19 protein-coding genes and 2 tRNA genes are annotated in these 18,683 nt (G+C 54.1%); 7 read left to right on the top strand and 14 right to left on the bottom strand.

The genetic code is table 11. The features are described from left to right. Positions 1 to 17: 17 nt before the first annotated feature. Positions 18 to 1,337 (top strand): anaerobic C4-dicarboxylate transporter, encoded by a 1,320-nt coding sequence (locus BN1115_RS05155; RefSeq protein ID WP_042656331.1) that lies wholly within the window; start codon positions 18 to 20, stop codon positions 1,335 to 1,337. Between the two features lie 562 nt (positions 1,338 to 1,899). Here the strand turns inward: BN1115_RS05155 and tsaD are convergent. Further along, the gene (tsaD, locus tag BN1115_RS05150) at positions 1,900 to 2,913 is read right to left on the bottom strand and encodes a tRNA (adenosine(37)-N6)-threonylcarbamoyltransferase complex transferase subunit TsaD (protein ID WP_042656330.1); all 1,014 of its coding nucleotides are present in this window, start codon (positions 2,911 to 2,913) and stop codon (positions 1,900 to 1,902) included. A 179-nt stretch (positions 2,914 to 3,092) separates the two neighbouring features. Between tsaD and rpsU the strand changes: the two genes are divergently transcribed. The 5 genes from rpsU to BN1115_RS05125 all read left to right on the top strand — a co-directional run bounded on the left by rpsU (position 3,093) and on the right by BN1115_RS05125 (position 7,977). After that, positions 3,093 to 3,308 carry a 30S ribosomal protein S21 gene (rpsU, locus tag BN1115_RS05145; RefSeq protein WP_005309452.1) on the top strand — a complete coding sequence of 72 codons (216 nt, stop codon included), beginning with the start codon at positions 3,093 to 3,095 and terminating at the stop codon, positions 3,306 to 3,308. Between the two features lie 15 nt (positions 3,309 to 3,323). Beyond that, on the top strand, positions 3,324 to 3,767 hold the full coding sequence (locus BN1115_RS05140; protein WP_042656329.1) for a GatB/YqeY domain-containing protein: 444 nt from the start codon (positions 3,324 to 3,326) through the stop codon (positions 3,765 to 3,767). 88 nt (positions 3,768 to 3,855) lie between these two features. Beyond that, a complete protein-coding gene (dnaG, locus tag BN1115_RS05135; protein ID WP_042656328.1) occupies positions 3,856 to 5,634 on the top strand; it encodes a DNA primase in 1,779 nt (592 codons plus the stop codon). Positions 5,635 to 5,817: 183 nt separating this feature from the next. Continuing rightward, on the top strand, positions 5,818 to 7,713 hold the full coding sequence (gene rpoD, locus BN1115_RS05130) for an RNA polymerase sigma factor RpoD (RefSeq protein ID WP_263718854.1): 1,896 nt from the start codon (positions 5,818 to 5,820) through the stop codon (positions 7,711 to 7,713). Between the two features lie 187 nt (positions 7,714 to 7,900). Further along, positions 7,901 to 7,977, top strand: a tRNA-Ile gene (locus BN1115_RS05125). A 648-nt stretch (positions 7,978 to 8,625) separates the two neighbouring features. On the opposite strand, the gene BN1115_RS05120 is transcribed toward BN1115_RS05125, so the two are convergent. From BN1115_RS05120 to BN1115_RS05090, 9 genes are all read right to left on the bottom strand, one after another. Next, positions 8,626 to 9,057 (bottom strand): hypothetical protein, encoded by a 432-nt coding sequence (locus BN1115_RS05120; RefSeq protein WP_042656327.1) that lies wholly within the window; start codon positions 9,055 to 9,057, stop codon positions 8,626 to 8,628. Beyond that, positions 9,057 to 9,431, bottom strand: a complete 375-nt coding sequence (locus tag BN1115_RS05115) for a hypothetical protein (RefSeq protein WP_042656326.1) — start codon at positions 9,429 to 9,431, stop codon at positions 9,057 to 9,059. Before BN1115_RS05115 ends, BN1115_RS05120 begins: the two co-directional genes overlap by 1 nt. Before the next feature lie 225 nt (positions 9,432 to 9,656). Next, positions 9,657 to 10,010: a hypothetical protein gene (locus BN1115_RS05110; RefSeq protein WP_042656325.1), complete on the bottom strand. Its 354-nt coding sequence runs from the start codon at positions 10,008 to 10,010 to the stop codon at positions 9,657 to 9,659. Between the two features lie 205 nt (positions 10,011 to 10,215). Beyond that, complete coding sequence (locus tag BN1115_RS22960) at positions 10,216 to 10,446, bottom strand: recombinase family protein (RefSeq protein WP_413835532.1); 231 nt, start codon at positions 10,444 to 10,446, stop codon at positions 10,216 to 10,218. Between the two features lie 109 nt (positions 10,447 to 10,555). Further along, positions 10,556 to 10,918 carry a helix-turn-helix domain-containing protein gene (locus BN1115_RS22955; protein ID WP_082034797.1) on the bottom strand — a complete coding sequence of 121 codons (363 nt, stop codon included), beginning with the start codon at positions 10,916 to 10,918 and terminating at the stop codon, positions 10,556 to 10,558. Then, the gene (locus BN1115_RS22530) at positions 10,881 to 11,081 is read right to left on the bottom strand and encodes a hypothetical protein (RefSeq protein WP_042656324.1); all 201 of its coding nucleotides are present in this window, start codon (positions 11,079 to 11,081) and stop codon (positions 10,881 to 10,883) included. Before BN1115_RS22530 ends, BN1115_RS22955 begins: the two co-directional genes overlap by 38 nt. A gap of 681 nt (positions 11,082 to 11,762) precedes the next feature. Continuing rightward, entirely contained in the window at positions 11,763 to 12,047 is a 285-nt protein-coding gene (locus BN1115_RS05100; RefSeq protein WP_042656323.1) for a hypothetical protein, read from the bottom strand. Between the two features lie 12 nt (positions 12,048 to 12,059). Further along, complete coding sequence (locus tag BN1115_RS05095; protein WP_128821499.1) at positions 12,060 to 12,542, bottom strand: hypothetical protein; 483 nt, start codon at positions 12,540 to 12,542, stop codon at positions 12,060 to 12,062. A gap of 147 nt (positions 12,543 to 12,689) precedes the next feature. Continuing rightward, positions 12,690 to 13,991, bottom strand: coding sequence for a tyrosine-type recombinase/integrase (locus tag BN1115_RS05090; RefSeq protein WP_042656321.1), 1,302 nt, complete (start codon positions 13,989 to 13,991; stop codon positions 12,690 to 12,692). 166 nt (positions 13,992 to 14,157) lie between these two features. On the opposite strand from BN1115_RS05090, the gene BN1115_RS05085 reads away from it, so the two are divergent. After that, a tRNA-Ile gene (locus BN1115_RS05085) sits at positions 14,158 to 14,233 on the top strand. 164 nt (positions 14,234 to 14,397) lie between these two features. On the opposite strand, the gene BN1115_RS05080 is transcribed toward BN1115_RS05085, so the two are convergent. From BN1115_RS05080 to purH, 4 genes are all read right to left on the bottom strand, one after another. Then, complete coding sequence (locus BN1115_RS05080) at positions 14,398 to 14,955, bottom strand: cytochrome b/b6 domain-containing protein (RefSeq protein WP_042656320.1); 558 nt, start codon at positions 14,953 to 14,955, stop codon at positions 14,398 to 14,400. Then, on the bottom strand, positions 14,936 to 15,310 hold the full coding sequence (locus tag BN1115_RS05075; protein WP_042656319.1) for a cytochrome b562: 375 nt from the start codon (positions 15,308 to 15,310) through the stop codon (positions 14,936 to 14,938). Before BN1115_RS05075 ends, BN1115_RS05080 begins: the two co-directional genes overlap by 20 nt. 277 nt (positions 15,311 to 15,587) lie before the next feature. Next, a complete protein-coding gene (gene purD / locus BN1115_RS05070) occupies positions 15,588 to 16,874 on the bottom strand; it encodes a phosphoribosylamine--glycine ligase (protein ID WP_042656318.1) in 1,287 nt (428 codons plus the stop codon). 114 nt (positions 16,875 to 16,988) lie between these two features. Continuing rightward, complete coding sequence (gene purH, locus BN1115_RS05065; protein WP_042656317.1) at positions 16,989 to 18,581, bottom strand: bifunctional phosphoribosylaminoimidazolecarboxamide formyltransferase/IMP cyclohydrolase; 1,593 nt, start codon at positions 18,579 to 18,581, stop codon at positions 16,989 to 16,991. Positions 18,582 to 18,683: the final 102 nt, after the last annotated feature.

Here is an 18,683-nt window from a genome sequence, read left to right as displayed (position 1 = left end):
AAAATGGAGTTATCGCTATGATTGGAATCGAGTTACTTGTCGTGCTCGCCGCTATCTATCTGGGGGCCCGGATAGGCAGCATCGGCATCGGCTTTGCCGGTGGTCTGGGGGTACTGGTACTGACGTGGGGTCTGGGCATGCCCATCCCGAGCGACCAACTGGTCACTTACATCCCCTGGGATGTAATCATGATCATCGCGTCCGTCATCTGCGCCATCGCCTGTATGCAACTGGCTGGCGGGATGGACTACCTGGTCTCCCTGGCAGAGAAAGCGCTGCGCAAGAACCCCAAATACATCACCTTCGCCGCCCCGGTCGTCACCTATCTGATGACCATGCTGGCCGGTACCGGTCATACCGCCTTCTCCACCCTGCCGGTTATCGCTGAAGTGGCCAAAGAGCAAGGGATCCGCCCATCCCGTCCGCTCTCCATCGCGGTTGTTGCCTCCCAGATTGCCATCACAGCCTCCCCGATCTCTGCCGCTGTGGTTGCCTTCTCCGGCATGCTCGAGCCGTTCGGTGTTGACTACCTGACCCTGCTGGCCATCTGCATCCCCTCTACCTTCCTGGCCTGTATCCTGGGCGCCTTCATTGCCAACATGATGGGCAAGCCGCTGGATCAGGACGAAGTCTATCTGGAGCGTAAAGCCAAGGGCCTGATCAAACTGCGTGGCACTACCAAGCTTGAGCTGAAACCTTACGCCAAGGTTTCTGTCTGGATCTTCATCGCTGCCATCGTAGCTGTCATGGCCTATGCCACTGCCATCTCCGGTAAAGTGGGTCTGATCACCAACCCGCCGATCCCCCGTGACGGCGCCATCATGGGCATTATGCTGGCTGCTGCCACCATCATGACCCTGGTGTGCAAACTGGACGCCACCCAGGTCACCAACATGCCGACCTTCAAGTCCGGTATGTCCGCCTGTATCTGCGTACTGGGTGTCGCCTGGCTGGGTAACGTCTTCGTCAAAGGCAACATGGACACCATCCAGCTGATCGCTGGCGACCTGCTGAACCAGTACTCCTGGCTGCTGGCCGTGGTGCTGTTCTTCGCCGCCATGCTGCTCTATTCACAAGGTGCCACCACCAAAGCGCTGATGCCTGCCGCACTGGCACTGGGTGTCAGCCCGCTGACTGCGATTGCCTCCTTCGCAGCCGTAAGCGCCCTGTTCGTACTGCCAACCTACCCGACCCTGCTGGCTGCGGTAGAGATGGACGACACCGGTTCCACCCGTATCGGTAAGGCGGTATTCAACCACCCCTTCTTCGTACCGGGCACCGCTACCATCGCCATCGCCGTGGCACTGGGCTTCTTCTTCGGCGGCATCCTGCTGTAATCCCATCGCCTGCCGATAGCCAAACAAAATCCCCGCCAACTGGCGGGGATTTTTTTATCTCGTCTTTCAGAGCGTTGAGTTCTGCCACCATGTAAAACCATTGATGGTAAGGAGCCCTCATAAGCCCCCTCAATGGCCGTGACAGCCTTTTGGCTGTCCCAGAAAGGCCATCCCCTCCCCAACCATCGCCATCACTTTATAAGACGCCTTTGGCGCGATCTGACTTATCGCGTCATGCAAGATCGGGCTGTCGCTGTTAGACAGGTATCGCTGTTAAGCAGATATAGAAAACCCAGGAAGAGCGGCAGATAGAAGAACGAACAGCCATAAGCCGAGATTGGGGCACATCGGCAAAATCCAGAAAATTCAGTTTATAGCGAACAATTGGCACCCCAAACAGGCTTCGGGATGTTGCAGCAGGCCTGGCTGAGCCGCTGCCGATGTGAAGGGAAACATGTCGAAAAACAGGCAATAAAAATGCCTCGAACAGGCTCCCGCATTATCGGGAGCATGCCCAAGGCATATCAGACCATCCGCCCGACAAGGGGCAGGATCCTCTGGATCAGACCGGATCCAGAGTATCCAGCGGCCAGCGCGGCACGGCCTTGACCGTCAGCGGCTCGAATACACCGGCTTTGAGGCGCTGCATGCCCGCATAGGCGATCATGGCGCCATTATCGGTGCAATATTCGGTGCGTGGATAGAACACCTCACCCTTGAGACTCTCCATCAGCTCGGCCAGCTGGGCACGCAGATGACGGTTGGCACTGACACCGCCGGCGACCACCAGACGCTTGAGACCGGTCTCTTTCAGCGCACGGCGGCATTTGATGGCCAGAGTATCGACCACCGCATCTTCAAACGCCCGGGCGATATCGGCACGGGTCTGCTCATCATCACCGTTGGCGGCAATGGTGTTGGCAGCAAAGGTCTTGAGGCCAGAGAAGCTCATGTCGAGCCCCGGGCGATCGGTCATCGGACGGGGGAAGTGGAAACGTCCGGTGGTGCCCTTCTCGGCCAGACGGGAGAGCTGCGGGCCGCCCGGGTAGTCCAGCCCCATCAGCTTGGCGGTCTTGTCGAACGCTTCGCCCGCGGCATCATCGATGGATTCCCCCAGCAACTGATAGCTGCCAATGCCGTCAACCCGTACCAGCATGGAGTGACCACCGGAGACCAGCAGCGCTACGAAGGGGAACTCGGGGGCCTTCTCCTCCAGCATGGGGGCCAGCAGGTGGCCTTCCATATGATGGACGGCGATGGCCGGTTTGTTCCACGCCATCGCCAGCGAGCGGCCGATGGTCGCCCCGACCAGAATGGCGCCAACCAGACCCGGGCCCGCGGTATACGCGATGCCGTCGATGTCATCTTTACCCAGTCCCGCCTCTTGCAATGCGGCCTGGATCAACGGGATCGTCTTGCGAACATGATCCCGGCTGGCGAGCTCGGGAACGACGCCACCGTAGTCCGCATGCAGCTTGACCTGGCTGTATAACTGATGGGAAAGGATCCCTTTTTGATCGTCGAAGATCGCGATCCCGGTTTCGTCACAGGATGTCTCTATGCCCAATACACGCATTGCTAAAAAATTTCACTGCTAAAATGAGACGGCTATGGTAACCTTCGCGGGTTTTTTAAACCAGAGCGATCTCTGCGGGTTTACTTTCATTCCCTGTCCAGAGTATAATTTCGCACCATTTTAAGACATGCTGATCGATTGAAGGTCAGCTAACAATTTATCACTGAGGTGAAAGGCACATGCCAGTAATCAAAGTCCGTGAAAATGAGCCGTTTGACGTTGCTCTGCGTCGTTTCAAGCGTTCTTGCGAAAAAGCCGGTATCCTGTCCGAAGTTCGTAGCCGTGAGTTCTACGAGAAGCCGACTACCATTCGTAAGCGCGCCAAAGCGTCTGCTGTCAAGCGTCACGCCAAGAAGCTGTCTCGCGAAAACGCACGTCGTATCCGCCTGTACTAATCGGGAGATATTGCCGTGTCTCTGAAGGATCAACTCAAGGATCAGCAAAAACTCGCCATGCTTGCCAAAAATAAGGCACGTCTGGGAGCGATCCGCCTGTTGATGGCAGAAATCAAGCAACGTGAAGTCGATACCCGTATCGAGCTGAATGATGAGGATATCCTCGCTGTCGTGACCAAAATGGTCAAACAGCGCCGCGATTCCATCAGCCAATTTGAAGCTGCCGGTCGCCAGGATCTCGCCGACAAAGAGTCCGCCGAGATCGTTGTGTTGCAGGAATTCCTGCCGCAACAGCTGACCGCAGATGAAATTGCCGCTCTGATCGAGCAAGCCATCACTGAGAGTGGTGCTGCCGTCATGGCTGATATGGGCAAGGTCATGGCTGTCTTGAAGCCGAAAATTCAGGGGCGTGCCGATGTCGGCGCCGTCAGTGTTCAGGTGAAAACCCGCTTGGCGTAACAGGCAACTCTCTTGTTTGGTCGAAGAAGCCGTGCTTCCCTTGGAATGCGCGGCTTTTTTATTTTCTCCGCAATGAAACAGGACGGTTATGGCAGGCAGGATCCCCCAATCCTTTATCGACGATCTGCTCGTACGCACAGACATAGTCGAGCTGATCGACTCGCGAGTGCGGCTGAAAAAAGCCGGTAAGAACTACCAGGCTTGCTGCCCTTTTCATAACGAAAAAAGCCCCTCTTTTACCGTCAGCCAGGAGAAGCAGTTCTACCACTGTTTCGGTTGTGGCGCCCACGGCAACGCCATCGGCTTTGTCATGGAATATGACGGCCTCGAATTTCCCGATGCCATCGAAGAGCTTGCCAGCATGCAGGGCATGCAGGTGCCTCGCGAGCAGAGCATAGGTGGTTCGGCCAGCTCCCAACCCGCCGTCAGCAAGGATCTGTTCGAGCTGATGAACCAGATCGCCCGCTTCTACGAGAGCAATCTCAAGAGCGCTCCCCATGCGGTGGAGTACCTCAAAGGGCGCGGTCTGACCGGCGAAGTGGTCAAGCGCTTCAACATCGGCTACGCCCCCAGCGACTGGGATCAGGTGCGCCGCCGCTTTGGCGCCAGCCGGGATCACGAGCAGCTGCTCGTCTCGGGTGGCATGCTGATCACCCGTGAAAATGGTGGGGGCAGCTACGATCGTTTCCGCGATCGCATCATGTTCCCGATCCGTGACAAGCGTGGCCGGGTCATCGGCTTCGGTGGTCGGGTGCTGGGTGATGGTACGCCCAAGTACCTGAACTCGCCGGAGACCCCCATCTTCCATAAAGGGCGGGAGCTGTTCGGTCTCTACGAGGTGAAGCAGGCACACAAGGATCCTCGTCGGATCCTGGTGGTAGAAGGCTACATGGATGTGGTGGCACTCGGTCAGTACGACATCGACTATGCGGTGGCGGCACTGGGTACCGCGACAACCAGCGACCATATCCACACCCTGTTTCGCACCACCGCTGAGGTAGTCTGCTGCTATGACGGTGACAACGCCGGTCGTGAAGCCGCCTGGCGAGCACTGGATAATGCCCTCCCCCATCTGCAGGATGGCCGCGAGCTGAAGTTCGTGTTCCTGCCCGATGGCGAGGATCCCGACTCGCTGGTACGCCAGATTGGCAAGGAGGGCTTCGAAGCTCTGCTCGATGAAGCCCAGCCGTTCGCCGACTTCATGTTCCAGCGCCTAAGGCGGGACGCGATACTACTAGGTGAAGCAGGCAAGCATGAGATAGCCCATGAGGCTGCTGAACTCATCCGCCGCGTACCGGAAGGATTTACCCGAGAAGGATTGATCACCCGCCTCTCCAGCATGATGCGCTGGGGCGAGAACAAACAGCGTATCGCCGAACTGTTTGCCCGCAACAATCAGCCCAAGGCCGAGGTCAACAAACCAAAAGCTATCAAGTTGACTCCACTGCGGCGGGCGCTGGCGCTGATGGTGCAATATCCGGCGGTAGCAGCCAAACTGCCTTCCATGCCGGAATTGGCCGGACTACGCGTACAGGGCATCAAGTTCCTGCTGCAATTGCACCAGCAGATCCTGGCACAGCCCGGTATTACCACTGGTATCCTGCTGGAACATTGGCGCGGCACCAAGGAGGGAGAGATCCTCGCACAACTGGCAATGTATTACCCGTTTGAAGAGATCAATCCGGATCAAGCTCCAGACATTCAGAGGGAACTGGAAGACACTTTTTTTGGCTTTACCAGTCAGGTTTTGAATCAGCGTATAGAAGAGTTACAAAACAAGGAAAGACCAAGCCAAGCGGAGATGCAGGAGTTAATGATGCTACTCAGGGAGATGAAGACTGAGAAAAGAAATGAGTGTGGGGCTTGATATTTGAGTGAATAGTCCCAATATGAATAACGTTGCCCGAATCGACGGGATGAAAAGCAAAATTTATATAACCGCCTGGCCCCGACAATACTGCGGGCAGGGGTTTCTCATGACCGACGCCGCAACCAGACATAGCATGTCTGGCGGTTTTCTATTAGAATTGGCTATTTGCGCAGCAGCGCACTGTACGCGCAACCTAGCAACACCAACCGGATGAGTTCTATGGAGCAAACCCCGCAGTCTCAGCTTAAACTCCTCGTTGCCAAAGGTAAAGAACAGGGCTACCTGACCTATGCCGAGGTGAACGATCACCTCCCGCAAGACATTGTCGATTCAGACCAGATCGAAGACATCATTCAGATGATCAACGATATGGGCATTCAAGTGGTTGAAAACGCTCCGGATGCCGATGACCTTATCATGGCTGAAGGTGGTACCGCCGATGAGGACGCTGCCGAAGCAGCGGCCCAGGCTCTGGCATCTGTTGAATCTGAGATTGGTCGCACGACCGATCCCGTCCGCATGTACATGCGGGAAATGGGTACCGTCGAACTGCTGACCCGTGAAGGCGAAATCGACATCGCCAAGCGGATCGAAGACGGTATCAACCAGGTACAAAGCTCCGTAGCCGAGTACCCTGAAGCAATTACTTACCTGCTCGAACAGTACGACAAGTACGAAGCCGAGCAGCTGCGTCTCTCTGACATCATCTCTGGCTTTATTGATCCGAACGAAACCGAAGACATGGCCCCTACCGCCACGCACATCGGTTCCGAACTCGGCGAAGACGATCTGGCCGACGAAGATGAAGAAGACGAAGAAGACGAAGACGAAGATGGCGACAGCTCTGACGACGACGGTGACGGTGGCCCGGATCCGGAAGTCGCTCGCGAGAAGTTTGGCGAACTGCGTGCCCAGTATGAGGTGACCCGCCTCTCCATTCAGAAGAATGGTCGTGCGCACGAAGATACCCAGGCCGCCATCGCCCAGCTGGCTGATGTATTCCGTCAATTCCGCCTGATGCCCAAGCAGTTTGATCGCCTGGTCAACAACATGCGCGAAATGATGGAGCGCGTCCGCGTGCAGGAACGCATCATCATGAAGCTCTGCGTTGAGCAGGCCAAGATGCCGAAGAAAACCTTCGTCGCGGCCTTCACCAACAACGAGTGTGAAACTGCCTGGTTTGAATACCAGAAGCAGGCTGGCAAAGCTTGGTCTCCCCGTCTGGTTGAAATGGACGAGGATATTCAGCGCGCCATCGGCAAGCTGCAGCAAATCGAAGAAGAGACCGGTCTGTCGATTGCCCAGATCAAGGATATCAACCGTCGCATGAGCATCGGTGAGGCCAAGGCCCGCCGTGCGAAGAAAGAGATGGTTGAGGCCAACTTGCGTCTGGTTATCTCTATCGCCAAGAAATACACCAACCGCGGTCTGCAGTTCCTGGATCTGATCCAGGAGGGCAACATCGGTCTGATGAAGGCGGTAGACAAGTTTGAATACCGTCGTGGCTACAAGTTCTCGACCTATGCAACCTGGTGGATCCGTCAGGCCATTACCCGCTCCATCGCGGATCAGGCCCGTACCATCCGTATCCCGGTACACATGATCGAGACCATCAACAAGCTCAACCGTATCTCCCGTCAGATGCTGCAGGAGATGGGTCGTGAACCGAACCCGGAAGAGCTGGCCATGCGCATGGGCATGCCGGAAGACAAGATCCGCAAGGTACTGAAAATCGCCAAAGAGCCTATCTCCATGGAGACGCCCATCGGTGATGATGAAGATTCCCACTTGGGCGACTTCATCGAAGATACCACCCTGGCTCTGCCAGCGGATGCAGCGACCAGCGAAAGCCTGCGCAACGCTACCCGCGAAGTGCTGGCTGGCCTGACCGCCCGCGAAGCCAAGGTACTGCGGATGCGTTTCGGTATCGACATGAACACTGACCACACCCTCGAAGAAGTGGGCAAGCAGTTCGATGTTACCCGTGAGCGTATTCGTCAGATCGAAGCCAAGGCACTGCGCAAACTGCGCCATCCGAGCCGCTCGGAAGTGCTGCGCAGCTTCCTGGACGAATAGTCCTGACACTGTGTCAAACTGCTCTGCCAAAGCCCCGTCATGCGGGGCTTTGTTTTGTCTGGCATTTACCCTTGCGACCCACTTTGCACCCTCTATCAAGCTGGACAATTAGTCGCCAAGTGGTTGATATGCCTATAGACTGCTCTTTCCTCTTCCCCTATAATCCACGCCGCTAAACGCACAATTTGGCCCCTTAGCTCAGTTGGTCAGAGCAGTCGACTCATAATCGATTGGTCGTGGGTTCAAGTCCCCCAGGGGCCACCACATTCAGAAAGGCGTAGCAGGTTAGTAACTGCTGCGCCTTTTCTATTTCTGGCGTTTTGAAGTGTACTTGTGAGTGTACTTAGCTAACTGCTAGGGGCGGAATGATGACGGCATTCCAAGCCCTATCAATTGCCCAGTGATGGGTTGACACAATGACAGTGGGTTAGGGGACAGGAAGAAAAAGCTGTGTGGGGAGTGCATAGAGGCATCGTCGATTTGCTGGGGGGATTGCATGGAGGGGGGCAGGGGGTAAGGGGTGCTCTTATATATATGCAATGCAGCTTGAAAAAATCTCACAGAAATTTTTACAAATTTAGTTGCATTGGGTAGGCTGTTTGCTGTAGTGTCTTTTGGAACCTTAACAATGCTTGCGCTGCTAGGCGGCTAGCATTTAAACAATGTCTTTAAGTTGGTGAGTGCATGGGCTGTATGCCCTTACGTGTGAAGTAATTACATCTATCTGCTAGTGCGTTCCTTGGTGTCTATCACCATTGTAACTATTTAAAATAGAATACCTCTGCAAGAGTACCTCTTGATTGTCCTCGCAACCCTTGAAGTAACTCCTTGTGCAGAGGCTAGTTGAAATCAGTCAACTAGATGGCCTGTGTATGTCAACTTGACACAAGGGGTTAATGCGCCTCTCCTCTATCACCGGATTACTTCATCTTTCACGGCTTCATAGTAGGAATAGTGGGAGTGTCGAGCGCATAAGGGGCAAGAAATCCGCTCCTCTTGCCAATCTCTCTTCTGAATGAGCGTTACGCCCTTACAAGCTGGACACCGATGGTTGATATTCAGCGCTCTTAGTTCTTCTTGGCGTTCACTGTCAACATTCAGAAAGGCCAAATCAAGCGCCCCTTGTAGCGAACGAGTATCGGTATAGACACCATCACACAAAGCCATATCAAAGCCTTTAAGTTTGGGTGGCGTAATACGGTAAGTGTTCTTGTTACGCTCAATGATAACGCCCTTGTAAGAGAATCTAGTAATTTCTGATTTGTATTCATGGAAGCGGACAGGCTTATCAGCCTGCCCTCCGAACTTGTAATTTGCAGCCTTTGGCGTCTTGATGAGGGACATTAACCACCTCTATGTTTCTTGAAGAAGTCAGCAGCGTCTTGGCTGTTGGTGAGTGGGCTAGGCTTGTAACCAGCTTTCACACGTCTAGCACGCTCCCATTGATTCCATTGCTTGGTTGTCCAATTGGGATTAGCTAATTCATCCCCTGTAAACTCCGTTTGTTGAATAGGATCTGAGAAACCATGCTTGCGCATAGCATCATTCTTCAATGACTGCATATAAGCAATGTGCTCTTTAGAGCCAGCACCAATACCAAGGGCTTTCATGCTCTTGCTCACCCTAGAGGCGTCGCCTTGAGCCTCTTGGATGATGGCTGCAAGCTGATCATCATTGATTGATTCATCTTGAAACAGGTCTTTGATTTGTTCATTCATCTTTAGTTTCTCCGAAAGGGGTTAGGTGCCCAGGTGAAAGGGGCATCAATGTCATAGTTCTTGAATTTTGAATAATCGCGGTAGTGGTCACAGTGGGTTACCGCAACCCGTTTGCGTGTGTTAAGAAAACACCACATAGTAGAGTCCTACTTTGCTAAAAATGGCTGTTTTAAGCCTTGATATACAAGGGCTAGAGAGGATGTGGCACAGGGGGGAGGTACTACCCTACAGGGTAGGGGGAGTGGCACTGATAAGCTCGTTACGCAATCGGTGATAGGTACGTTTAGAGATGCCGTATTTGGTATGTAATACGGAATGAGAACAACCTAGCTTGATTTCTTGCTCTAACTCGGGGGTACGCTGGTAACGCATCCCTTTCGATTTATTCAGTTGCTCTTGCTTGGTGAACAAGGCTTCATCGATTGCCTCTGAGAGAGTAAAAGTATCGGTGACTAGCATTCTGCTGTAAAGGCTGGTCGGCCTGATGCCTGCAATAATCTTGATGATACCATTTGCGCTTTGGCGCTCTACGCATACCGCCCTATCTTGTTGGTTGTAATAGACATGATAAAGGTTCATAAAGTAACAACCTCCTCGCCAACTACAACCGTGACGCCTTGGGACGAGACGGTATTGCTAATCTCTCGCATAGCCAAGCTTATGCATTTTTCTGGGAGCTCTTTGTAACTCACCGCGTTGTCTAAGCTCCCTACTAGGAGAATTAATTCACCTGCTCGCTCTCGTTCTACAGCACAACAGCGACCATATTGATCGAGGTGCGCTATTATTGTTCTTTGCATTCTTGTTCTTCTGCTCCCACTGTAGAAAGCCCTAAGTTATTTAGCAGGGTGCGTACACTCTCACGAGTGAAGGGCTTACCTCGTTGGGTTAGATAACCCTTCGCATTAAGAGCTGAGGCAAGGGAGACATACCCGAAACCAAACGCCAATAGCTCTTCGACTGGTTCACGCAACTTATCGAAGTACGTCGCGTTAGCAGCAGCTCTAGCTAGCATAAATTGGTCATGAGTTGAGTTGTATCGTTGCATTGTCGTTACCTATTGGATTATAAAAATTGAAATCATGTGGGTTAAATAGACTACAAGGGGATATAAAAATAGGATTTTACCAATCATCTAGATCATCCTCCCAAGCATCCCCTTTAGCTTCTGGCTCTGCCGATACTGGCGTCAGCTTGTCTAGGTTAAGGATTAAAATTCGGGTCTTCTTGTTAGCGCCAGCATCGTACTTTGTAATACGTTGTAGGTATCCACGCTCTTCAAGATTGGAAATGGAATTGCGTACAGACCGATCACACAAGCTAGTTAAGGCTACTAACTGAGCGTTTGTAGGCCATGCACGTAAATCACCGTCACGTAGGGGGTTGATAAAGGATGAGAGGGTTAGGAGCAAGTGTTTATCGTTGCTCGAAAGGTCAGACAGGTTTGCCCTACACAGGGCTGTTGTTATTTCCAGTTGAGTTTTCATCACGTTTGTCGCGATCCTTTTTCTTGATAGCCAAATCCTTTAGGATTAGGTCTACGATGTAGCGAGTTGCCTTTACACCTTCTGGTAAATGCTTGACCAACTCATTGGCGCAAAAGGCAGGTATCTTGACCCGAAGGCCATTTTCTTGGGAATACACCATCATCTCATTACCTCAATCTTGACTTGGAACGGGCAAGAGCCCACTTACTTGCGTAAGCAGGCTAATTTCAATAGCTTCTATATATACTTATACTGTTAGTTGTATGTTTTCTTAGACAAATATTTTCATGGATGTTTGTTAAGTGTGTGTGCTCTCTAGGTAAGGGATATGCCTACCCTCCAATTAGGAGTAGCTCTAGGATATGGCTGGATTGAAGGGCTACAAGAAGAGGAGGATGATACCATTTGTAATGAGGGAGCATCCTCTAGGTGCAAGAGGGGTGGCACTATTTGCCAGGGGGGGTGGCACTATTTGCCCAATAACATATAATATAACAAATAAATTAAGTAATTATTATGCGGCACGTAGTGCCACCCCTTGTGCCGAAGGCGTTATAGAGGATTACTGGAGATATGTGCCTCAGGCCGGCAGGGCCAAGCTAAAGAAGACGCCTAAAGGAAAGAGAGAAAAGACAAACCCCTTCCCCTGTCCTTGTAGCCCTTGGCTACTAGCTACTTACTGTGTGGATTTCTTCCCTTTTTTTGGCGTGTCTTTTACTCTTTGCCGAAGGCGTTGGTCTACTCACTTATGCTATATAGTGTCACTAGGCGTAGCCTAGGGATTCTACACGTAAGCCTCTCAACCTCGTTAGGGACGATCCTAGACGCCTTCCTGTATGTTTATCTAATCAGCGTTACTTTCTTCAATTACACACAACCGTCCTTTAGTTTGGATCAAAATGTGTCTGGGTTTACCACTATCCAATATTCCCCAGACACCGACCAATTCGATTCTATCACCATAAACCTTGATGTTCCTCCCTTCAAAGCTAACATGCCCTCCTTGTGATTCACACATAACTTTTCCCTTTTCAAAGTTTGGATAGAACTTGAATAGGAATGGCCCTGCCACTAAGGTCAGTAACACTACAATGATCGCTATGAAGGAAGCCTTTCTATAGAAATCCATACAATCCCTACACTAATGTAAAACTAGCTTTGGCGGTTCCCTTGTGCCATCACTGTCAAGATACTCTTCATATTCGGCCATAAAGACAGAGAGGTTTTGGTTGAATCTGCGCAGGTCGTACCCCCGTAATTCAATACCACCTAGTAGTGACTGTGCGATACTTAACGCATGCGTATCTGTACTGATCTGATCAATCAAAAATCCCTGTTTTGCTAGATGTTGGTGCATCCAATTGATGTCACCAGCACTCTTATACAAACACCAATGGAAGAAAAATATTAGTGCGCCACATTCATAGATGAAGCGGAAAGGATCAGTTGCACTCCCCTCCGTTTTTGCAATCATCAGCCCTAGTTCGTTACCACACTCAGGCCCAAGATCCCCCATCATACGTGATACCAATGATGGGTTAACCCCTAGAGTACGTGACAATATGTCCACTGCCTTTCTTACTGTTTTTGCTTCGGTGAATAGTTGAGAAATGAGCTTGAGCATTTTTTTAAGTACTCCAAGTGCATTGCTGACGATTTTGTGAGCTAAGTTAGCACGCTGTTATTGCAAAGAGCTATTGTCACCCTTTATTGAGTAACGCCATTAGGGCTCACATTACTATTCATCGTCGCTAAAGCAATGCCTTTGGCGTCAGGAAGATAACCCACGTCCCCCAAAGTTAACGGAAACCACGGTATCCGCTGCCAGATCCAATAACCGCCGTTCCCATAGCTCCAAGGCTCGGCGCTTCTCTGGCAGGTACTCATATCGGTCATAGTGTTTACTGGATACGTCATTCAGGGCGTGATTCTGTAGGCGGTCGCGCAGATCTTTAGCTATGCCAAGCTCACCCATCAGGGTCTTACAGGTGCGGCGAAAATCGCGGGGGATAAAGTGTGCCATCTCGGTGCGTTTACGGTAACGGTCAATCGCTTGGCTAAGTGAGGCCATCGGCATCGGCTCGTTTGGCTTGGTGGCGTGAGCAAAGATAAAGGGGCTACCCGCCGTTTCCTCTTGCTGCTCTCTCAATACTCGCAAGGCGCTATCAGTAAGGGGGATCAGGTGGGGGCGGCCATTCTTGGAAGTATCGGCGGTAATGGTCAGGGTCTTGGCTTGCCAATCGATATTGGCCCAGCGTGAGACGGCGAGTTCATAGGGACGCTGGCCACCAGTAAAGAAGCAAAGCCGGATCAAGCTACGCAGGGTCAAGCCTAAGCTAGTGGGTTGCTCCATATCATCAAGCAATTGGCGAGCCTCTGCCCACGTCAGGAAACGTTCCCCAACGCGTTCGGCGGCCTTCTGCTTGGGTATGGCAGCCACCGGATTAATCACCAAACCAAATTTGGCATCGTCTATGAAGTTGGCGGGGTCGTTGTCATGCTTTAGCCCGTAATTGAATGCGGCCATTAGATAGCTTCTGACTCGATTGGATTGGGTAGCAGCACCACGGTGGATCATGTGTGCCAGAATGATTTTGATATCGTGTGCGGTCACGTCCTTAGCTTTGGTCGTGGGTTTGATTACTGGGTAGGTCTCTTTCTCCAAGGCCACCAATACGGCCTCATAGGTGCGCTTGCCATCCTTATTCATCTGCTCGGTGTAGCTTTTGAATAGCTGCTCAATGGTTCCTTGCTGCTCATGCTCCCGCTTTTCTTGCTCCCGCTCCTTTGCTTGACGGGCCAGTTCGTCTTTGGGGTCTAGACCATCGCGGATCATCTGACCAAACGCCTTGGCCTTCTCGCGGGCATCGGCAAGGGTGAGGTTTGGGAAGCTGCCAAGCGGTATAAATGCCCACTTCCCCTCGCGCCTGTAGCGAAACGTCAGGGTCTTTGTGCCACTCGGGAATACCTGCACACCTAACCTCCCTTCTCCTCGGGTGCGATTGTCGTCAGTCTGAAAATATGGGTTCTTTTTCGCGGGTAGCGCGTTTACTTCACTGTGAGTCAATGGCATTGGATGGCAACCTCGCTAAGTGCACTTCAATATCTTCAAAGTGTACTTGTAAGTGTACTTGGAGTGAAGCTACCGGATATGACTTGAGGCAAGATAATACGGTCACAAAACACAAGTGATTGATATTGTGGGGATAATATAATCCACGCCGCAAAACCAACATCATGGCCCCTTAGCTCAGTTGGTCAGAGCAGTCGACTCATAATCGATTGGTCGTGGGTTCAAGTCCCCCAGGGCCACCAAATTGAAAAAGGCCGCTCATCAGGAGCGGCCTTTTTGCATCTGCCGAACGGGCAATATCCAGTGATGAGCTCGATGAGGTCATAGAAAAGACCCGCCAGGGGCGGGTCTGGGCAGGGTCCGGATCAGGCGCCTCACTCAGAGACAAGGAGCCTAATGCTGAGCCTCAGGTCTGCTCGTTGCTGCCGCTCTGGATGGATGAGCGACGCCCGATGGCAGGCAGCATCCGGGTGACCAAATTGCTGCGCTGACGCCAGGAGGTAAACACAATGGCCAGCAGATGCAGACCAATCAACCCCTGCAACGCCACCACGCACCACTCATGCCACTCGTCAGCGCCCAGTTCAAAACCCATCTCGGTATTTTGAAACCAGCCGCTGCCAGCGGTGGCCAGCACGACCAGCCAGAGCGCCCACACGGCCAGCTTGCCGCTGCCATGGTGACCCGGTGCCGGAGGCTGGCGCTCACGCATCTCGCGCGCCTGCTGACGAAAATCCTCACCGCTGGGGATGAGGGCGCCAAGGCGGGCGTAGCCACGGGCGAAGGTGAGCCCCCAGAGCAGACGCAAGGAGACCAGCCCAATGGCGCCGTAACCCAGCCACTCGTGCCACTCCTCGCCCGCTTCGTTAACCCAGAGGTTGCCGATGCAGACCGCCGCCAAGCCCCAGTGGGTCAGGCGAACCAGCGGATCCCAGCGAAAGGGCTCACCCTTTTTGCTTGGCATATTTGTGGTACTCCTTCTTCAGGTCGTTGACCTTGGCCAGATGTTCGCGCGCCTTGGCCTCATCACCCGCCTTGAGTGCGGCCAGGCTGGCATCCAGCTCGGTCTGTACCTCGTTCATCCCTTCAAGGAATTTCTCTTTCTTGGCGGCCGGCATGTTCTTCTGCTTGGCCACATCCAGCTGGGCCTTCATCTCGTTGATGTGCTGCTCCATGGTGGCTGCATCATCAGCCTTGACGGCCTGCTTGTAGTTGAAGCCAATCTTCTTCATCGGCTGTTCCAGATCACCCGCCACGGCAGGCAGGGTCATCAGGCCAAACATCAGAGGCAGCAGCAGGGGGCGGACGGTTTTCAACATGGGATTTCCTTATATAACGACATGCTCGAATTGTTAGGGGTACTTATGAATCCCAGCAAGAATTCATCAGGGCATGATGCCATGACTCAGGGTGAAATGTTTGTGAAAAATGCTGTTTTTTTGTGGCAAATAGTGACAGCTATGCCGTGCTTGTTTGCACTTGGTAACTGATTAAGCACTGGTGACGCGCGGCAAGAGGATGGTGGAAAGCGGTAAACAGGGACAAAAAACCCCGCCGTAGCGGGGTCTGGATCAGCGGGCCAATGGCTTGCGTCAGTTACTCCTGTTCGCGAGCAATGGCGCGCCAGCCGATATCCTTGCGGTAGAAGACGCCATCCCACTTGATGCGGCCAGCGAGCTGATAGGCACGCTGCTGAGCCTCTGCAACCGTATGGCCCAGCGCTGTGGCGCATAGTACACGGCCACCTTGGGTCAGGCTGGTATCGCCTTCCAGACGGGTACCGGCATGGAACACCTTCTCGCCCGCCACCTCATCCACCGGCAAGCCGCTGATGGGGTGATTGGTGCTGTAATCGCCGGGATAGCCTCCCGCCGCCAGTACCACGCCGATGGCGGCACGGGGATCATAGATGGCCTCTTTCTGATCCAGCTTGCCTGCGCAAGCGGCCAGACAGAGTTCCACCAGATCGGACTGCATCCGCAGCATGATGGGCTGGGTCTCGGGATCGCCAAAGCGGCAGTTGAACTCGATCACCTTGGGATTGCCTGCACCGTCGATCATCAGACCGGCGTAGAGAAAACCGGTGTAGACGTTGCCCTCGGCCGCCATGCCGCGCACGGTCGGCATGATCACCTGCTCCATCACCTTTTTATGCACGTCGGCAGTCACTACCGGTGCCGGCGAGTAAGCCCCCATACCACCGGTGTTGAGGCCGGTATCACCGTCGCCAACCCGCTTGTGATCCTGACTGGTGGCCATCGGCAGCACGTGCTCGCCATCGACCATGACGATAAAGCTCGCCTCTTCCCCCTCCAGAAACTCCTCAATCACCACCCGGGAGCCCGCTTCGCCAAAGGCATTGCCGGAGAGCATGTCGCGCACCGCGTCTTCCGCCTCCTGCAAGGTCATGGCGACAATCACCCCCTTGCCCGCCGCCAGACCATCGGCCTTGATGACGATGGGGGCGCCCTTCTCGCGCAGGTAGGCGAGTGCTGGCTCCACTTCGGTGAAGTTCTGGTACTCGGCAGTCGGGATGGCGTGACGGGCCAGGAAATCCTTGGTGAAAGCCTTGGAGCCTTCCAGCTGGGCAGCGGCAGCGGTCGGGCCAAAGATCGGCTGGCCGGCGGCGCGGAAAGCATCCACCACCCCTTTCACCAGTGGCGCTTCCGGCCCGACGATGGTGAGGCCGACCTGCTTCTCTTTGGCAAAGGCCAGCAGCCCTTCGATATCGGTCGCCTCGATGGCAACGTTCTCGACCCCCGGCTCAAGCTGGGTACCTGCGTTGCCCGGCGCTACAAAAACGTGGCGCACCAGCGGGGAGTGTTTGGCCTTCCAGGCCAGGGCGTGTTCGCGGCCACCGTTGCCAATGATCAGTACTTTCATCGTATCGCTCGCTTCTATTTGTGGTCACTGGACGGCCACCCGGGCCGTCAGTCAGTGGAAATAGTCAGTTGAAAAGAGACAACAAAAGGGCCGCCATCGGCAGCCCCTGACCCATCAATGACGGAAATGGCGCATGTTGGTGAACACCATGCACATGCCGTGCTCGTCGGCGGCGTCGATCACCTCCTGATCGCGCATCGAGCCACCCGGCTGGATCACGCAGGAGATACCGGCCTGCGCGGCAGCATCGATACCGTCGCGGAACGGGAAGAAGGCATCGGAGGCCATCACGGAGCCCGCCACGGTCAGCCCTTCATCCGCCGCCTTGATACCGGCGATTTTGGCCGAATAAACACGGCTCATCTGGCCTGCACCGACGCCGATGGTCTGGCCATCTTTGGCGTAGACGATGGCGTTGGATTTGACGAACTTGGCCACTCTCCAGCAGAACAGCAGATCCTGCAGCTCGGCCTCGGTCGGCTGGCGCTTGCTGACCACAGTCAGGTCACTCAGCGTCACCATGCCGAGATCCCGCTCCTGTACCAGCAGGCCGCCGTTGACGCGCTTGAGGTCAAACCCTTGCGCCGGAGCCGTCCACTGCCCGCATTCGAGCAGACGCACGTTCTGCTTGGCGGCGACCGCATCGCGGGCCTCCTGGCTGACGGTCGGGGCGATGATCACCTCAACAAACTGGCGGGCAACGATGGCAGCGGCAGTGGCGCCATCCAGCTCGCGGTTGAAGGCGATGATGCCGCCAAAGGCGGAGGTGGGGTCGGTCTGGTAGGCACGATCGTAGGCACTCAGCAGGTCGCTACCAATAGCCACACCGCAGGGGTTGGCATGCTTGACGATGACGCAGGCCGGCTCGTCGAACTCCTTAACACACTCCAGCGCCGCATCGGTATCGGCGATGTTGTTGTAGGAGAGCGCCTTGCCCTGCAGCTGGATAGCGCTGGAGACAGAACCCGGAGCGGCATGCTCTTCGGCGTAGAAGGCGGCTGCCTGATGGCTGTTTTCGCCGTAACGCATGTCCTGCTTCTTGATGAACTGGCTGTTGAAGGTGCGCGGGAAACGGGACTCCTCGTCACCCTCCTTGTTGTCACCGTAGGAAGGAACCATGGTGCCGAAGTAGTTGGCGATCATGCCGTCGTAGGCAGCAGTGTGCTCGAAGGCGGCGATGGCAAGATCGAAACGGGTCGCCAGTTTCAGGCTGTTGCCGTTAGCATCCATCTCGCGAATAACCCGATCATAGTCGGCAGCTTTGACGACGATAGCGACATCTTTATGGTTTTTGGCGGCAGAACGCACCATGGTCGGACCGCCGATGTCGATGTTCTCGACCGCATCGGCCAGAGTGCAGCCCGCTTTGGCCACGGTTGCAGCAAAGGGGTAAAGGTTGACGACAACCATGTCGATGGGGGAGATAGCGTGCTGGGCCATGATGGCGTCATCCTGATCCCGACGGCCGAGGATGCCGCCATGAACCTTGGGATGCAGGGTCTTGACCCGGCCATCCATCATTTCAGGGAAACCCGTGTAGTCGGAGACCTCGGTCACCGGCAGACCCGCCTCGCCAAGCAGCTTGGCGGTACCGCCCGTGGAGAGCAGGGCAACACCACGCTCGTTGAGTGCCTTGGCAAATTCCAGAATGCCAGTTTTGTCAGACACACTCAGCAGTGCACGGCGAATGGGTCGAGCTTGTTCCATCACACTATCGTCCTCAACATAACGGGGACCGTTCCATGGGAGGCGAGGCTCAACACAGAGAGTCCCCAAATAAATGGAAGTGGGGGATTTCGCAAACCACTC

The organism is Aeromonas allosaccharophila, assembly GCF_000819685.1.
In the GTDB taxonomy this organism is placed as follows: domain Bacteria; phylum Pseudomonadota; class Gammaproteobacteria; order Enterobacterales; family Aeromonadaceae; genus Aeromonas; species Aeromonas allosaccharophila.
This window is presented reverse-complemented; position numbering and strand designations above follow the sequence as displayed.

What these genes read in the sequence shown, in the direction of transcription:
- BN1115_RS22530 (WP_042656324.1), bottom strand. Translation starts at nt 11,081, where the DNA reads ATGATGGTGTATTCCCAAGAAAATGGCCTTCGGGTCAAGATACCTGCC.
- BN1115_RS05155 (WP_042656331.1), top strand. Translation starts at nt 18, where the DNA reads ATGATTGGAATCGAGTTACTTGTCGTGCTCGCCGCTATCTATCTGGGG.
- BN1115_RS22960 (WP_413835532.1), bottom strand. Translation starts at nt 10,446, where the DNA reads ATGCTAGCTAGAGCTGCTGCTAACGCGACGTACTTCGATAAGTTGCGT.
- BN1115_RS05115 (WP_042656326.1), bottom strand. Translation starts at nt 9,431, where the DNA reads ATGAATGAACAAATCAAAGACCTGTTTCAAGATGAATCAATCAATGAT.
- dnaG (WP_042656328.1), top strand. Translation starts at nt 3,856, where the DNA reads ATGGCAGGCAGGATCCCCCAATCCTTTATCGACGATCTGCTCGTACGC.
- BN1115_RS05090 (WP_042656321.1), bottom strand. Translation starts at nt 13,991, where the DNA reads ATGCCATTGACTCACAGTGAAGTAAACGCGCTACCCGCGAAAAAGAAC.
- BN1115_RS22955 (WP_082034797.1), bottom strand. Translation starts at nt 10,918, where the DNA reads ATGAAAACTCAACTGGAAATAACAACAGCCCTGTGTAGGGCAAACCTG.
- BN1115_RS05120 (WP_042656327.1), bottom strand. Translation starts at nt 9,057, where the DNA reads ATGTCCCTCATCAAGACGCCAAAGGCTGCAAATTACAAGTTCGGAGGG.
- BN1115_RS05095 (WP_128821499.1), bottom strand. Translation starts at nt 12,542, where the DNA reads ATGCTCAAGCTCATTTCTCAACTATTCACCGAAGCAAAAACAGTAAGA.
- BN1115_RS05075 (WP_042656319.1), bottom strand. Translation starts at nt 15,310, where the DNA reads ATGTTGAAAACCGTCCGCCCCCTGCTGCTGCCTCTGATGTTTGGCCTG.
- BN1115_RS05110 (WP_042656325.1), bottom strand. Translation starts at nt 10,010, where the DNA reads ATGAACCTTTATCATGTCTATTACAACCAACAAGATAGGGCGGTATGC.
- tsaD (WP_042656330.1), bottom strand. Translation starts at nt 2,913, where the DNA reads ATGCGTGTATTGGGCATAGAGACATCCTGTGACGAAACCGGGATCGCG.
- BN1115_RS05080 (WP_042656320.1), bottom strand. Translation starts at nt 14,955, where the DNA reads ATGCCAAGCAAAAAGGGTGAGCCCTTTCGCTGGGATCCGCTGGTTCGC.
- purH (WP_042656317.1), bottom strand. Translation starts at nt 18,581, where the DNA reads ATGGAACAAGCTCGACCCATTCGCCGTGCACTGCTGAGTGTGTCTGAC.
- rpsU (WP_005309452.1), top strand. Translation starts at nt 3,093, where the DNA reads ATGCCAGTAATCAAAGTCCGTGAAAATGAGCCGTTTGACGTTGCTCTG.
- BN1115_RS05100 (WP_042656323.1), bottom strand. Translation starts at nt 12,047, where the DNA reads ATGGATTTCTATAGAAAGGCTTCCTTCATAGCGATCATTGTAGTGTTA.
- purD (WP_042656318.1), bottom strand. Translation starts at nt 16,874, where the DNA reads ATGAAAGTACTGATCATTGGCAACGGTGGCCGCGAACACGCCCTGGCC.